Here is a 14782-nt window from a genome sequence, read left to right as displayed (position 1 = left end):
CTGGAGCTATAAGCGAGGGCCATTTCTGGCCCTCGCCGCGACGCCAGCGCCGGGGCCCGTCTCGGGCCCCGGGCCACTCCCTGCGAGTAGCCTCAGCGCCTCAACTTTTGAAGCAACACATATCGGAGGAAATCCGTGGCACAGGACGTGCTTACCGACCTGAACAAGGTCCGCAACATCGGCATCATGGCCCACATCGATGCTGGCAAGACCACCACAACCGAGCGCATCCTGTTCTACACGGGCATCACTCACAAGATCGGTGAAGTTCACGACGGCGCTGCCACGATGGACTGGATGGCGCAAGAGCAAGAGCGCGGCATCACCATCACGTCTGCTGCCACGACGTGCTTCTGGAACAACCACCAGATCAACATCATCGACACCCCCGGCCACGTCGACTTCACGGTCGAGGTCGAGCGTTCGCTGCGCGTTCTCGATGGAGCTGTCGCCGTTTTCGACGGTAAAGAGGGCGTCGAGCCCCAGTCGGAGACCGTCTGGCGCCAGGCCGACAAGTACGACGTGCCCCGCATCTGCTTCGTCAACAAGATGGACAAGTTGGGTGCCGACTTCTACTTCACCGTCGACACCATCGTGAAGCGCCTCGGCGCTCGCCCGCTGGTCATTCAGCTGCCCATCGGCGCTGAGTCGAGCTTCGAGGGTGTCGTCGACCTGGTCGAGATGCGCGCGCTGACCTGGCGCGGTGACTCCAAGGGTGACGTCGAGCTCGGCGCGAAGTACGACATCGAAGAGATCCCGGAAGACCTCAAAGAGCAGGCCGCGGAGTACCGCGAGAAGCTCATCGAGGTCGTCGCCGAGACTAGCGACGAGCTGCTCGAGCGTTACCTCGTCGGTGACACCGACTTCTCTGTCGCAGAGATCAAGGCGGCCATCCGCAAGCTCACCGTCAACAGCGAAATCTACCCGGTGCTCTGCGGTTCTGCGTTCAAGAACCGCGGTGTGCAGCCGATGCTCGATGCTGTTGTCGACTACCTGCCGAGCCCGCTCGACGTTCCGAACGTTGAGGGCCACGACGTGCGCGACGAAGAGATCATCATCTCGCGCGGCGCCAACTCGACGGACCCGTTCGCGGCTCTCGCGTTCAAGGTCGCGGTTCACCCGTTCTTCGGTCGTCTGACCTACATCCGGGTCTACTCGGGTCACGTCAACTCCGGTGCGCAGATCATCAACGCCACCAAGGGTAAAAAAGAGCGCATCGGCAAGATCTTCCAGATGCACGCCAACAAAGAGAACCCTGTCGACTCGGTGACCGCCGGTCACATCTACGCGGTCATCGGCCTGAAAGACACCACCACCGGTGACACCCTGGCTGACCCGGCGCACCCCGTCGTGCTGGAGTCGATGACGTTCCCTGAGCCCGTCATCGAGGTTGCCATCGAGCCGAAGACCAAGGCCGACCAGGAGAAGTTGGGTCTGGCCATCCAGAAGCTGGCCGAAGAAGACCCGACCTTCCGCACCGAGCAGAATCAAGACACCGGCCAGACGGTCATCAAGGGTATGGGTGAGCTTCACCTCGACATCTTGGTCGACCGCATGCGTCGTGAGTTCAACGTCGAGGCGAACGTCGGTAAGCCCCAGGTGGCCTACCGCGAGACGATTCGTCGCACCGTCGAGAAGCACGACTACACGCACAAGAAGCAGACCGGTGGTTCGGGTCAGTTCGCGAAGATCCAGATCTCCATCGAGCCGCTCGAAGTGACGGCCGAGAAGATCTACGAATTCGAGAACAAGGTCTCGGGTGGTCGCGTTCCTCGCGAGTACATTCCCTCGGTCGACCAGGGCTTCCAGGCGGCAATGGCCGTCGGCGTGCTCGCCGGTTATCCGATGGTCGGTGTGAAGGGCATCCTGCTGGATGGCGCTGCACACGACGTCGACTCGTCAGAAATGGCGTTCAAGATCGCCGGCACCATGGCGTTCAAGGAGGCGGCTCGCAAGGCGCAGCCCGTTCTGCTCGAGCCGCTGATGGCCGTCGAAGTTCGTACGCCCGAAGATTACATGGGTGACGTCATCGGCGACCTGAACAGCCGCCGTGGCCAGATCCAGTCGATGGAAGACGCGACTGGCGTCAAGGTCATCCGCGCGAACGTTCCTCTCTCTGAGATGTTCGGTTATGTCGGCGACCTGCGGTCGAAGACCTCGGGCCGTGCCGTGTACTCGATGACTTTCGACAGCTACGCTGAGGTGCCGAAAGCCGTTGCAGACGAGATCATTCAGAAGAACAAGGGCGAGTAGCGTGCGCTGATCTGTTCGCCTTACCCGCGAGCAAATCAGCTACACTATTGCGGTTGCCCAAACACGTAAAATAGAGAAATCCCCCCGTAGAAGCCTGAACGATCAGGCCTCTACATTGAAGTCCTGAGGAGGACCCAGTGGCTAAGGCCAAGTTCGAGCGGACCAAGCCGCACGTAAACATCGGAACAATCGGTCACGTCGACCACGGAAAGACCACGCTCACTGCGGCCATTTCCAAGGTCCTTTCCGAGAAGTACCCGGAGTCCAACAAGACCTTCAACTTCGACCAGATCGACTCTGCGCCCGAAGAGAAGCAACGTGGAATCACGATCAACATCTCGCACATCGAGTACGAGACCCCGAAGCGTCACTACGCTCACGTCGATGCCCCCGGCCACGCCGACTACATCAAGAACATGATCACCGGTGCTGCTCAGATGGATGGCGCGATTCTCGTCGTCGCCGCCACCGACGGCCCCATGGCCCAGACGCGTGAGCACGTTCTGCTCGCTCGCCAGGTCGGCGTTCCTTACCTCCTCGTCGCCCTGAACAAGAGCGATGCGGTTGACGACGAAGAGATTCTTGAGCTCGTTGAGCTCGAGGTTCGTGAGCTGCTCTCGAGCCAGAACTTCGACGGCGACAACGCCCCGGTCATCCGTGTTTCCGCTCTCAAGGCGCTCGAGGGCGACCCGGAGTGGACCGAGAAGATCGTCGAGCTGATGGATGCGGTTGACGAGTCGATTCCTGACCCGATCCGCGACAAAGACAAGCCCTTCCTCATGCCGATCGAGGATGTGTTCACGATCACCGGTCGTGGAACCGTCGTCACCGGCCGCGCCGAGCGCGGAACCCTCGCGATCAACTCCGAGGTCGAGATCGTCGGCATCCGCCCGACGCAGAAGACCACGGTCACCGGTATCGAGATGTTCCACAAGCAGCTCGACGAGGCATGGGCCGGCGAGAACTGTGGTCTGCTTCTTCGTGGCACCAAGCGCGAAGACGTCGAGCGCGGCCAGGTCGTCGTCAAGCCCGGTTCGGTCACCCCGCACACCGGCTTCGAGGGCACCGCGTACATCCTGTCGAAAGACGAGGGTGGCCGTCACAACCCGTTCTACACGAACTACCGCCCGCAGTTCTACTTCCGTACCACCGACGTCACCGGCGTCATCACGCTGCCAGAGGGCACCGAGATGGTCATGCCCGGCGACACCACCGACATCAGCGTTGAGCTCATTCAGCCCATCGCTATGGAGGAGGGCCTCGGCTTCGCCATCCGTGAGGGTGGCCGCACCGTCGGCGCCGGAACGGTGACCAAGGTCACGAAGTAGCGCCAGCGCTCATGGTTCGCCCTCTCGGGCGTCACTATCGGCTCATGTAGCTCAAGAAGGGCCGCACTCCTCCGGGGGTGCGGCCCTTCGTCGTTCCTGCCCGTCTCAGGCTCTGGGGTTTGAGCCTGTCGCGGCGTTTTGAGCCTCGTGCACCGGTCTCACAACGCTGCAACGGTCTCACCGGCGTGGGCGTGCGGGCGAGCAGATGAGGCGGGTGGTCGGGCCATGCGCCTGCGAGCCATCTCGTTCTGCACAGTTCGCGAATGGCGCTTCTTATCCACAGTCGGGCCGTGCGGAGTGTTTCGGTTGGGGCTGCTGCCGCACACTGCAAACGTGATTACTTTCGAAACCCAATTGCCCGAGATGCTCGTCGTGGGGGCGCCCGGTTCGATGGACATGGATGCCCACCGCCTCCATCGCTCAGTGAAAACCGGTCAGCGCTTGCGCCTCCGCCGCGGCGTGTACATCGACGCTGAATGCTGGCGCGAAGCAAGCCCAGCAGAACGCTATCTCCTGCGCGTGCACGCGGTGGTGCGAACGCGCGGCGCCCCTCCGGTGCTAGGTTACAGCTCGGCGGCCGCTCTGTGGGGCTATCCACGAGTCAGTGCCTGGCCGGTCGACGTGCACGTGATCGTTCCCCCGCAGCTGGGCGCGCATAGCAAGTACGGAATTCGATTTCACCGCGAGATCCTCGACGAAGCCGACGTTGCAGTGAGGGCCAGCATCGAGCTGACGAGTCCCGCTCGAACGCTGATAAATATCGCCCGTACACAGTCGTTCGGGCATGCGGTCGTTGCGGTCGACGCTGCCCTCAATACTCGTCGCGGCCTCGACGAAGGTCGCGTCACGAAGACGCAGCTCATCGAAGCTCTCAATTCGTCGCGGCACGGGGCAGCCCGAGCTTTGCGCGTTGTGGAATTCGCCGCCGGTAGTTCGGCTAACCCAGGAGAGACGCTCAGTCGCATAGCGATTTTCGAGCACGGCTTCGTTCAGCCCCAACTGCAGACCGAGCATCCGAATCCCGACGGCGGCAGGTACTTCACCGATTTCGAGTGGCCCGAGTGCAGGCTGATCGGCGAGTTCGACGGTCGCGGCAAGTATCTCAAAGATGAGCTGCTCGCCGGCCGTGATCCGGGCGAGGTCGTCTACGAAGAGAAGCGGCGCGAAGACCACCTGCGCGCCGAGGGAAATCGGGTCGTTCGCTGGGGTTGGCGCGAGTTGCAGGAGCCTGGCCGTCTCGTCGCTCTGCTGTCTGCTGCGGGGTTGCCCTTCCGTTCACGCAATCGCGGCCGATCATGAGCCCACTACTTCGAGTTGAGCCCGTTCTAGCGGGCTCGAAACAACGCGACGGGCTCACTCGTAGGGGCCGAGACCGCCGGAGCCGAATAACACAGAGGGAGCACCACCAATGAGCGAGATGGCAACGGCACATTCGATGTTGGCGCGCGGCCAGCAAGACGACGCAACGAGAGTCATCCGTGAAGTTCTCGAAGCGGCTCTCGGCGAGTTGGCTGAGGAGGTGATGCCGGTGATGGCGGTGTTGACGCGCGCCGTCTACTACATTCAGCTCGGTGAGCTAACAGCTTCCTGCCGAGATGCCGAGGAGGCTCTCGATTCGGCGCGAGCCATGTCTGCTGGAGGTATCGCAGGCTTGGCGCTTGAAGTGCTCGGCGCAGCTCGGTACCGCCTCGGGCATTTCGAGTGTGCACTCGAAGCGTGGTCGGCTGCAATCGATTCCTTTCGCATGGTCGAGGTATTCAACGGTGCTGCACGAACAGGTTTGACGGCAGGATCGAACCTGCTGCGTAGACGCGATCCGAGGAGCGTTGCCGTTCTCGAGGGCGCGGTGTCTGACGCCCGCGTCGCTCGCTGCGCGCCAACTGAAGAGGCGCGCGCAGAGTCGCGTTGCGCACTCGCGTTCGCTCTCGAGAGGGCCGGAAGGGCGCACTTCCGATTCGGCCAGGTGCAGCTGGGTGTCGCCGACCTCCACGAGGCGCAGCGGGTTCTCCAGCACATCGGATCGAAGCGCGAGGCCGCCGAGGTGAGTCGATCGCTTTCCAGCCTGCTCGCCGCATCGCGGTCGTCTTGAACCCGAGCCGATTGTGTCGATGCGCTGAGCGGGCGGGCAGTTCAGGCGCTGCGTCAAGGCCCCGCTGCGAGCGGTGCTGGCCCGGTAACGTGAAGGCATGGTGAGACTCAGGCGCAGCAACGTCGCTGGTGAGGGGTATCGCAGGGTTCGCGCGGGTACGGGGTTCACGTACAAAGACCCCGAGGGGGAGGTGCTGCGAGACGCAGAACTGCGGGCGCGCATTGAGCACCTCGCCATTCCACCCGCCTGGAACGACGTGTGGATCGCTCCCTACATCAACGGCCACATTCAGGCGACGGGCATCGACGCCGCGGGTCGGCGGCAGTACATCTACCACCCCACCTGGCGCGAGCAGAAAGACCGCATCAAATTCGATCGGGCGCTGATGCTCGCAGAAGCACTGCCCACGGCACGCGGCAAGGTCACCCGTGACCTCAGGCACGAGCATCCTGACCGCGAGCGGGCGTCGGCCGCGGCATTTCGGATGCTCGACCAGGGCTCACTCCGGGTCGGCAGCGAACGCTACGCAGAACAGCACGGCAGTTTCGGCCTCTCAACGCTGCTCTGCGCCCACGTCACGGTGAGCGGTAACGACGTGCGTCTGAAGTTTCCGGCGAAGAGCGGGCAGCCGTGGGAGAGCGACATTCGCGATGCCGAACTCGCCCGCGTGATCGCCGGGCTCAAGCGGCGGGGCCCGAACGCCCACCTGCTTGCGTTCAAGGCAGCGCCCAGGAGTGCGGCACGCTGGCATCCACTCGATGCCGCCGAGATCAACGCCTACGTACGCGAGCAGACCGGGGGAGACTTCACCGCGAAAGACTTTCGCACCCTGCACGGAACACTCGCGGCAGCCGTCAGCCTGGCGAAGGCCGGCCCGCAGAGCTCAGAGTTCAAACGCAAGCGAGTCATCGCGCAGAGTATGCGCGATGCGGCAGCCGTGCTCAGCAATACCCCCACCATTGCGCGTACGAGCTACGTCGACCCGCGCATCGTCGACAAGTTCACCGAGGGCATCACCATCGACCCGGCCCGGCTTGCGTCGGCCGAAACCGAATTGCGCAACCTGCTCTTCGAGTGAGACGAGAGAAGCCCCTGCAGACGAGAGAACGAGTTGCCCCGCCTTCTCTCGTCTGTAACGGGTTCTCTCGAGCAGGCCACCGCGGCCGTGACAAATGTCATGCCGAAACAGTGACGGTAGCCCCGAGCGCCAGCGACTCAAACGCGCGATGATCGTTGCATGGCACACACAACACTCAGCGACCCGAGGGTCGACGCAGGCACGAAGAACGACGCCGTCGCCCTCCGTGGGCTCACTAAGAGCTTCGGCAAGGTGCAGGCCGTCAAGAACCTCGACCTGAGCGTCAAGCCCGGCGAGGTGGTGGCCTTTCTCGGCCCCAACGGCGCCGGCAAGACGAGCACGGTCGACATGATTCTCGGCCTCAGTAAGCCTGACGCGGGCGAGGTCACCATCTACGGCATGGCTCCCCATGTCGCCATTTCCAGGGGCCAGGTGGCCGCGGTCATGCAGACCGGCGGATTGCTGCGCGATCTGACGGTGCGAGAAACCGTCGTGCTCACGGCGACACTCTTCCCTGGCGCGAGGCCCGCCGACGAGGTTCTCGAACGTGCGGGCATCCTGAACATCGGCGACCGCCGGGTGGGTAAGTGCTCGGGCGGCCAGCAGCAGCGCCTGCGATTCGCCCTCGCGCTTCTGCCCGACCCCGACCTGCTCATTCTCGACGAGCCGACCACGGGCATGGACGTCGAGGGTCGCCGCGACTTCTGGAACGCCATTCGCAAAGACGCCGCTACGGGCCGCACGGTGATCTTCGCCACGCACTATCTCGAAGAGGCCGACGCCTACGCCGACCGAATCGTGCTCATTCGCGAGGGCGAGATCGTGGCCGACGGCACCGCCGCCGAGATCAAGAACCTCGCCTCGGGCCGCACCGTTCGCGCAACCGTCACCCATCTCGACCGCGAAGCCCTGACCGCCGTGCCCGGCGTCGACTCCATCGAAGAACGCGGCGACGGGGTGCTGATTCACGCGTCTGACTCCGATGCCGTGGCTCGCTATCTGCTCACGGCGACGGATGCCCGTGACCTCGAAATCACCTCGCACAACCTCGAAGACGCATTTCTCGCCCTCACCTCGTCGAAAGGCATCTCATGACCTCCGTCGCTTCACCCACCGATCGCAGTCGCATACAGCGGCGCATCCCCCCGTTCGGCGGGTTCAACTTCACCTTTCTCGCTCTCGAGATCAGGCGGATTCTGCGCAACCGCCGCACGCTCATCTTCACCATCGTCATGCCGGTGGCGTTTCTGCTGCTGTTCGCGCTGCCGAACAAAGATCAGCCGCTCGGCAACACGGGCTACTCCTACGCGGCCTACGTCATGATCTCGTTCGCGGTCTACGGCGCGATGCTCGCGGCCACAAGTGGCGGCGGAATGGTCGCCGTCGAACGTGCGCAGGGTTGGAGCAGACAGCTGCGCCTGACGCCACTGCGCCCGGCGGCCTACATCACCATCAAGATGCTCTCGGCGATGTTTCTCGGTCTGATCGCGGTGGTTGCCGTGTTCGTGGTCGGCGCGATCATGGGCATCACGATGCCGTGGCAGGTGTGGATTCTCTCCGGCCTCGTGGCGTGGGTGGGCTCGATGGTGTTCGCGACCCTCGGGCTCTTCGTTGGCTACCTCGTGCCGTCGGAGAACGTGATGCAGATTCTCGGGCCGCTGCTCGCATTTCTCGCTCTCTTCGGTGGGCTTTTCGTGCCGTTGGAGGTCTTGCCTCAGGTGCTTCAAGACATCGCGAAGTTCACGCCGGCGTACGGCGTCGGCGCAATCGCCCGCACCCCGCTGCTCGGCAACGGGTTCGACTGGTGGGCCCTCGTGAACGTGCTCGCCTGGGGCATCATCTTCGGCCTGCTCGCCGCGCGCATGTTCCGCCGCGACACGAAGCGGGTCTGACCGCCGTGAGCATGTGGGGCCGATGGATCGAGGCATTATCGCGCCAGAATGCCCGGCGCTGGTATCTCGGCTCGCTGGTCGGGCTCGTCTGGCTCGCCTTTCCGATTGCCGTGCTGTGGAGCGGCGGACTCGCATTCTGGGCCGAGCTTCTCGGTCAAGGGCTGCTCATCGCTTGGGCGGCGATCTACGTAGTGGGCCCTCCACTGTTCTGGGGTCGCAGCGCTCGGGCGACGGTTGTCGCCGGGTCTGCCTTCTTCGTCACGACACTCCTGTTCATTCCGTTCCTCGGCGACGCGGTGACGAGCCTCTGGGTGTTCGTCGCAATCGCCTTCGCCATGGCAGGGCCCTCGATCAGAGTGGTCGCCGCTTTCGCCGGAGCCATCTCGCTGCTGAGCTTTGCGGTGATCTCGGTGGTCGATTCGGTCGACAACGCCACCTACCTGCCGCTCATCACGTTCTCTGTCGCCATGATGATGTCTGCCTTCGCCCGGCAGCTCCAGCTGGTGCGCCGTCTGCGCGACTCTCAGGCCGAGAACGCTCGGCTCGCGGTAGAGCACGAGCGCGGCCGCGTCGCCCGTGACATTCACGACATTCTCGGGCATTCGCTCACGGTCATCACCGTGAAGGCCGAGCTGGCGCAGAGACTCATTGCCGATCATCCCGAGCGGGCTGAGACAGAGGTCGCCGACATCGAGCGCCTCGCCCGTGGTGCGCTCGCCGATGTGCGTGCAACGGTGACGGGATACCGCGGCGTCAGCCTTGCAGCCGAGTTGTCGGGTGCCCGTGCGGCACTCAATAGTGCGGGTATCGAGGCCGAGTTGCCGAACAACATCGAGAACGTGCCGGGGGAGACGAGCCGACTTTTCGCGTGGGTGGTGCGGGAGGGCGTGACGAACGTCATTCGGCATTCGGGCGCGGGGCGCTGCGCCATCACCCTCGAGCCGCATTCGATCGCCATTGCCGATGACGGGTGCGGCGGCAACGAGGTTGAGCATTCGGCCTGGCCGACGAGAGGAAACGGGTTGAACGGGTTGGCCGAGCGAGTGACTGCCGCCGGCGGGTCGATGGCGGTCGAGGTAACGCCCGCTGGCGGTTTTGTGTTGACGGTGACGGCATGAGCGCCGACGCTGACGGTGCCGGCATGAGCGGCAGCCGTGACGGCACGAGCGCTGACCCTCTGAGCGCTGACGGTGACGGCATGAGTTCTGACAGTGGCGGCACGAGTGCGGCTGCGGGCGGCCGCGACTCGGCGCCGATCCGCCTCCTGGTAGCGGATGATCAGGCCCTCGTTCGAGGCGCCCTGATCGCCTTGCTCGACCTCGAGCCCGACCTGCACGTCGTGGCCGAGGCTGAGCGCGGTGACGAGGTTCTCGCGCTGGCTCTCGAACATCGCCCCGATGTAGCGCTTCTCGACGTGGAGATGCCGGGTCTCGACGGCATTACGGTCGCGGCGCAACTGCGTCAGGCACTCCCCGGATGCAGAGTGCTCATCGTCACGACGTTCGGCCGGCCCGGGTACCTCAAGCGAGCGATGGCGGCAGGCGCCAGCGGTTTCGTCGTCAAAGACACGCCCGCGAGGCAACTCGCCGAAGCGGTGCGCCGGGTGCACGCAGGCCTTCGCGTGGTCGACCCTGCGCTCGCCGCCGAATCGCTGGCCTCAGGCGACAACCCGCTTTCGGCGCGCGAATCCGACATTCTGCGTGCCGCTCAGCGCGGCGGAAGCGTGGCAGACATCGCGCGCGACCTGTTTCTCTCCGAGGGCACGGTGCGCAACTACCTCTCGAGCGCCATCGGCAAGACGGCCGCCCGCAGTCGCGCCGAGGCCGTGCGCATCGCCGAAGAGAACGGCTGGCTGCTCAGCTGATTCAGGATGCTCGGCGAACCCCGGGCATCCCGACCCCGTAGCTCACTGTGAGCCCGTCCGGTCGTGTTGAGCCCGCTAGACCGGCCTCACAACGACGCAGCGGACTCACGAGTACCCACGCGAGCATGCGCGGCGGCGCTGACGGCGCTAGCGACCCCCGGCAGGGAAGCAGGCTGGGGCAGAAGTGGCAGCCTGCGTCACCAGGCGGCAGGTGCCGCCGGGCCAGGCACGAGCGCGATCGTCGCGGGGTCGAGCACCGCGCCGTCGTCGCCCACGAACGCGAGCGACGCATGCTGCCCGGTGGCCGTGTCGCGGGTCAGCGACACGCGGCCACCGGCGTTCGGAGTGAATTCGTCGCCCCATTCTTGCAGCGCAATGAGTACTGTCTTCAGCGCCGCACCCTCTGCGGTGAGGTGGTAGCTGAAGCGCTCGCGCGCTCCCGGCTCGCGGTAGGCCCGCCGCTCGAGCACACCTGCCTCGACCAGCGACGCCAGCCGCGCGGCCAGAACGTCGCTCGGCACCCCGAGACTGTCGCGAAACTCTGAGAATCGGGTCTGCCCGCGCAGCGCATTACGAACGATCAGCAGCGACCACTTCTCACCGACCAGATCGAGGCTGCGGTGAATGGAGCAGTGATGTTCGTTCTTCGAGCGGGAATTCGTTGACGTGACCACGCCTTAAGGATAGAACCAGTCACCTAGATTGGCAATTCAAACTGAGAGGCATAGGCTCCTGCCATGACACTTTCCCCTCGCCGGTTCGCGCGCCGCGGCAGCTTTTGGGCCTCGGCAGCCGTACTCGCCCTCTGCCTCTGGTCGAGCGGTGCGCCGTCGGTTCTCTACCCGACCTACGCGGGCGAATGGCACCTCTCGTCGATCGTCATCACCACCGTCTTCGCGACCTATCCCGTCGCTCTCCTCATCGGATTGCTCCTCTTCGGCAACATCTCCGACGCCATCGGCCGCCGCCGCGCCATGCTCATCGGCATCACGCTCATCTTCGTTTCGGGCGCACTGTTCGTGTTCGCCCTCGACGTGGGCTGGCTCTACGTGGGCCGGGTGCTGCAGGGCGCCGGAACCGCCTTCGCCCTCGGCGCGGCCAGTGCATCCCTCGTCGAGAACAACACCTCGTCGAACCCCCGCCTGGCCAGTTCGCTGACCACAGCATCCACTGCCCTCGGTCTGACCCTCGCGCTCATCGTCTCGGGCACCCTTGCGCAGTACGCGCCGTGGCCCGAGCAGCTGAGTTTCATCGTGCTCTCGGTGCTCAGTGTGGTCGTGTTCGCCGCGGTCTACCTGATGCCCCAGGCGGCTCCGGATGCCCGTGCCGCCTGGCGCCCGCAATCGATCCGTGTGCCGCGCGGCAGTGTTCGCGTGTTTGTGCTCGCCACCCTCGCCGTGTCGCTTGCTTTCGCCGTCGGCTCAGTTTTTCTCTCCCTCGGTTCATCGTTCGCGAAGGATCTGACCGGCACCACCAACCTCCTCGTCATCGGCGCTCTTCTAGCGGTCTCCTCCATCATGATCGGCACCACCGCGATTGTGCTGCAGCGCATCCACGCTCATCTGGCGGTCATTGTCGGCGCCATCATCACGGTCGCCGGTCTCGCCCTGCTCGAGCTCGTGGCGAGTTCGGGTTCGGTGGCGCTCGTGCTGATCTGGTGCGTGGTGGGCGGAATCGGGTACTCACTCGCCTTCATGGGCGGGTTGCAGCTCATCGGGCGGGTGACGGCGCCCGAACACCGTGGGGCTACGCTCTCGACCCTGTACCTTTTCGCCTACGTGTTTCAGGCAGCGACCTCGGTGGGTGCCGGAGTGCTCGCCACCGGGCTCGGGCTCGCCGCTTCGGTCGACGTGGTGGCACCTCTCGTGGCGATTTTGGCTGTTGTGGTGGGCGTGCTCGGGCTCGTCGATTGGCGAATCAGGGCGCGCGCCGGGGTCGTGCTCGCGTAGGCTCATCACAGGCCCGCATCCCAGTGCTGGCGCGACACGCCGCCGCGACACGCCCGGGTTGCACGAACCCCCTCAGGTGTGGCAGACTCTTCTAGTTCAGTAATTCGGGTAGTTCTGTGTCAACACACGGGCTGGCTCGCATCACTACCAGGCAGTGCATAGCTATAGGTCCTTGATCTTGTAGGGCTAGGCCGCGGGTAGCAGAACAGAGTGTTTCAAGCTTCACAATCCCCTCTCGAAATCGCGTTGATTTCTGCGCGGTCACATCGTGCCAGAAATGTGTGCGGGCGCGGGTAGGGATTTGACAGAAGAACAGTGTTCTAAGCGCGTCCAATGCAACTCCGGTGAAACTCACCTGGTGGGGTACGACGCAAGACAAGAGAGTGAGTCACACATGGCGGGACAAAAGATCCGCATTCGACTTAAGTCGTATGACCATGAGGTCATCGACAGCTCGGCGCGAAAGATCGTCGACACAGTAACCCGTGCGGGTGCGACCGTAGTCGGCCCCGTGCCGCTGCCGACCGAGAAGAACGTCATTGCGGTCATCCGTTCGCCGCACAAGTACAAAGACAGCTTCGAGCACTTCGAGAAGCGCACCCACAAGCGCCTCATCGACATCATCGACCCGACGCCCAAGGCTGTCGACTCGCTCATGCGCCTCGACCTTCCGGCCGATGTCAACATCGAGATCAAGCTGTAGGGATCATGGCTACTTCAACTAAGACTTCAAAGGGCCTGCTCGGCATCAAGCTCGGCATGACCCAGGTGTGGGATGAGAACAACCGTCTCATTCCTGTGACCGTCGTGCAGATCACGCCGAACGTCGTCACCCAGATTCGTACCCCTGAGATCGACGGCTACGAGGCCGTTCAGATCGCGGCGGGCCAGATCGACCCCCGTAAGGTCACCCAGCCGCTGACCGGTCACTTCGACAAGGCAGGCGTCACGCCTCGCCGTCACGTGACCGAGATTCGCACCGCTGACGCCTCCGAGTACACGCTCGGCCAAGAGCTCACCGTTGACGGTGTGTTCGAGGCAGGCAAGAAGGTCGACGTGGTCGGCACCAGCAAGGGCAAGGGCTTCGCCGGTGTCATGAAGCGTCACAACTTCAAGGGTGTGTCGTCGTCGCACGGTTCGCACCGCAACCACCGCAAGCCCGGTTCAATCGGTGCTTCGTCGACTCCCAGCCGTGTCTTCAAGGGCATGCGCATGGCAGGCCGCATGGGTGGCGAGCGCGTCACCGTGCTTAACCTCGTCGTGCACTCGGTCGACGCCGAGAAGAACCTCATCTTGGTCAAGGGCGCCGTTCCCGGCGGCCGTGGCCGTCTCGTTTTCGTTCGTACCGCTGTAAAGGGGGCGTAGCTCATGGCTGACGTAACCACTGTCGACATCATCGACGCTCAGGGCAAGAAGGCAGGCTCTGTCGAGCTGCCCGCAGAGCTCTTCGATGTGCAGACCAACATTCCGCTCATCCACCAGGTCGTCGTGGCGCAGCTCGCCGCGGCACGCCAGGGTACCTCCAAGGTCAAGCGCCGTGGCGAGGTTTCTGGTGCCGGCCGCAAGCCGTTCAAGCAGAAAGGAACCGGTCGCGCTCGTCAGGGCTCGATTCGCGCTCCTCAGATGACCGGTGGTGGCATCGTGCACGGCCCGACCCCGCGCAGCTACGACCAGCGCACCCCCAAGAAGATGATCGCGGCAGCACTGCTGGGTTCACTTTCTGACCGTGCCCGTGGCAGCCGCGTTCACGTTGTCGACTCGCTCACCCTCGGCCCTGTGCCCTCGACCAAGACGGCCATCGCCTTGCTCGAGCAGATCGCAACCTCGAAGCACGTTCTCGTGGTCGTCGAGCGCGGCGACGACATCGCCGTGAAGAGCGTTCGCAACGTTCCCGAGGTTCACGTTTTGACCTATGACCAGCTGAACGCTTACGACGTGCTGGTGAGCGACGACATCGTCTTCACCAAGGGTGCGATCGACGGCTTCATCTCGTCGAAGACGAAGACTACTGAGGAGGTTGCAGCATGAGCGGCAACAACAAAGACCCCCGCGACATCATCATCTCGCCGGTCGTCTCCGAGAAGAGCTACAGCCTGATCGACGAGGGTAAGTACACTTTCATCGTCTCGCCCACTTCGAACAAGACCGAGATCAAGCTCGCCATTGAGAAGATCTTCGGCGTCGAGGTCAACTCGGTCAACACGATGAACAAGATCGGCAAGACCCGCCGCACCAAGTTCGGGCTGGGCAAGCGCAAAGACACCAAGCGTGCCATTGTCACCCTCAAGTCCGGCACCATCGACATCTTCACGGCTGTTGGCTAAGTCGG

General features: G+C 63.8%; 15 protein-coding genes. 14 read left to right on the top strand and 1 reads right to left on the bottom strand.

The annotated features are described in order from the left end of the window. Positions 1–135: 135 nt before the first annotated feature. The 9 genes from fusA to IEX24_RS06270 all read left to right on the top strand — a co-directional run bounded on the left by fusA (position 136) and on the right by IEX24_RS06270 (position 10504). Positions 136–2253: an elongation factor G gene (gene fusA, locus IEX24_RS06310; protein WP_188675411.1), complete on the top strand. Its 2118-nt coding sequence runs from the start codon at positions 136–138 to the stop codon at positions 2251–2253. A gap of 137 nt (positions 2254–2390) precedes the next feature. Next, entirely contained in the window at positions 2391–3581 is a 1191-nt protein-coding gene (gene tuf, locus IEX24_RS06305) for an elongation factor Tu (RefSeq protein WP_188675408.1), read from the top strand. Between the two features lie 333 nt (positions 3582–3914). Then, the gene (locus IEX24_RS06300) at positions 3915–4880 is read left to right on the top strand and encodes a hypothetical protein (protein WP_188675404.1); all 966 of its coding nucleotides are present in this window, start codon (positions 3915–3917) and stop codon (positions 4878–4880) included. Between the two features lie 109 nt (positions 4881–4989). Then, complete coding sequence (locus IEX24_RS06295; RefSeq protein WP_188675401.1) at positions 4990–5670, top strand: hypothetical protein; 681 nt, start codon at positions 4990–4992, stop codon at positions 5668–5670. A 97-nt stretch (positions 5671–5767) separates the two neighbouring features. Beyond that, positions 5768–6748 (top strand): DNA topoisomerase IB, encoded by a 981-nt coding sequence (locus tag IEX24_RS06290; RefSeq protein WP_188675398.1) that lies wholly within the window; start codon positions 5768–5770, stop codon positions 6746–6748. A gap of 159 nt (positions 6749–6907) precedes the next feature. Beyond that, complete coding sequence (locus IEX24_RS06285) at positions 6908–7843, top strand: ABC transporter ATP-binding protein (protein ID WP_188675395.1); 936 nt, start codon at positions 6908–6910, stop codon at positions 7841–7843. Continuing rightward, complete coding sequence (locus IEX24_RS06280; protein ID WP_188675392.1) at positions 7840–8640, top strand: ABC transporter permease; 801 nt, start codon at positions 7840–7842, stop codon at positions 8638–8640. The genes IEX24_RS06285 and IEX24_RS06280 overlap by 4 nt, the downstream gene beginning before the upstream one ends. 11 nt (positions 8641–8651) lie before the next feature. Continuing rightward, positions 8652–9758 carry a sensor histidine kinase gene (locus tag IEX24_RS06275; RefSeq protein WP_188676497.1) on the top strand — a complete coding sequence of 369 codons (1107 nt, stop codon included), beginning with the start codon at positions 8652–8654 and terminating at the stop codon, positions 9756–9758. An 80-nt stretch (positions 9759–9838) separates the two neighbouring features. Then, a complete protein-coding gene (locus IEX24_RS06270; RefSeq protein WP_188676494.1) occupies positions 9839–10504 on the top strand; it encodes a response regulator transcription factor in 666 nt (221 codons plus the stop codon). A 197-nt stretch (positions 10505–10701) separates the two neighbouring features. Here the strand turns inward: IEX24_RS06270 and IEX24_RS06265 are convergent, their stop codons facing one another. Further along, the gene (locus tag IEX24_RS06265) at positions 10702–11178 is read right to left on the bottom strand and encodes a winged helix-turn-helix transcriptional regulator (protein ID WP_229715131.1); all 477 of its coding nucleotides are present in this window, start codon (positions 11176–11178) and stop codon (positions 10702–10704) included. Positions 11179–11241: 63 nt separating this feature from the next. Here IEX24_RS06265 and IEX24_RS06260 point away from each other — a divergent pair, with 63 nt between their 5' ends. The 5 genes from IEX24_RS06260 to rplW all read left to right on the top strand — a co-directional run bounded on the left by IEX24_RS06260 (position 11242) and on the right by rplW (position 14777). Continuing rightward, a complete protein-coding gene (locus IEX24_RS06260; RefSeq protein WP_188675389.1) occupies positions 11242–12453 on the top strand; it encodes an MFS transporter in 1212 nt (403 codons plus the stop codon). Positions 12454–12847: 394 nt separating this feature from the next. Continuing rightward, on the top strand, positions 12848–13156 hold the full coding sequence (gene rpsJ / locus IEX24_RS06255) for a 30S ribosomal protein S10 (RefSeq protein WP_104242452.1): 309 nt from the start codon (positions 12848–12850) through the stop codon (positions 13154–13156). 5 nt (positions 13157–13161) lie between these two features. Then, on the top strand, positions 13162–13818 hold the full coding sequence (rplC, locus tag IEX24_RS06250; RefSeq protein WP_188675385.1) for a 50S ribosomal protein L3: 657 nt from the start codon (positions 13162–13164) through the stop codon (positions 13816–13818). Positions 13819–13821: 3 nt separating this feature from the next. Next, positions 13822–14481 carry a 50S ribosomal protein L4 gene (gene rplD, locus IEX24_RS06245; protein WP_188675382.1) on the top strand — a complete coding sequence of 220 codons (660 nt, stop codon included), beginning with the start codon at positions 13822–13824 and terminating at the stop codon, positions 14479–14481. Then, entirely contained in the window at positions 14478–14777 is a 300-nt protein-coding gene (gene rplW, locus IEX24_RS06240) for a 50S ribosomal protein L23 (protein WP_188675379.1), read from the top strand. The genes rplD and rplW overlap by 4 nt, the downstream gene beginning before the upstream one ends. Positions 14778–14782: the final 5 nt, after the last annotated feature.

Origin of the sequence: Subtercola lobariae (assembly GCF_014640255.1) — a bacterium.
GTDB classification, from domain to species: Bacteria; Actinomycetota; Actinomycetes; order Actinomycetales; family Microbacteriaceae; genus Subtercola; species Subtercola lobariae.
This window is presented reverse-complemented; position numbering and strand designations above follow the sequence as displayed.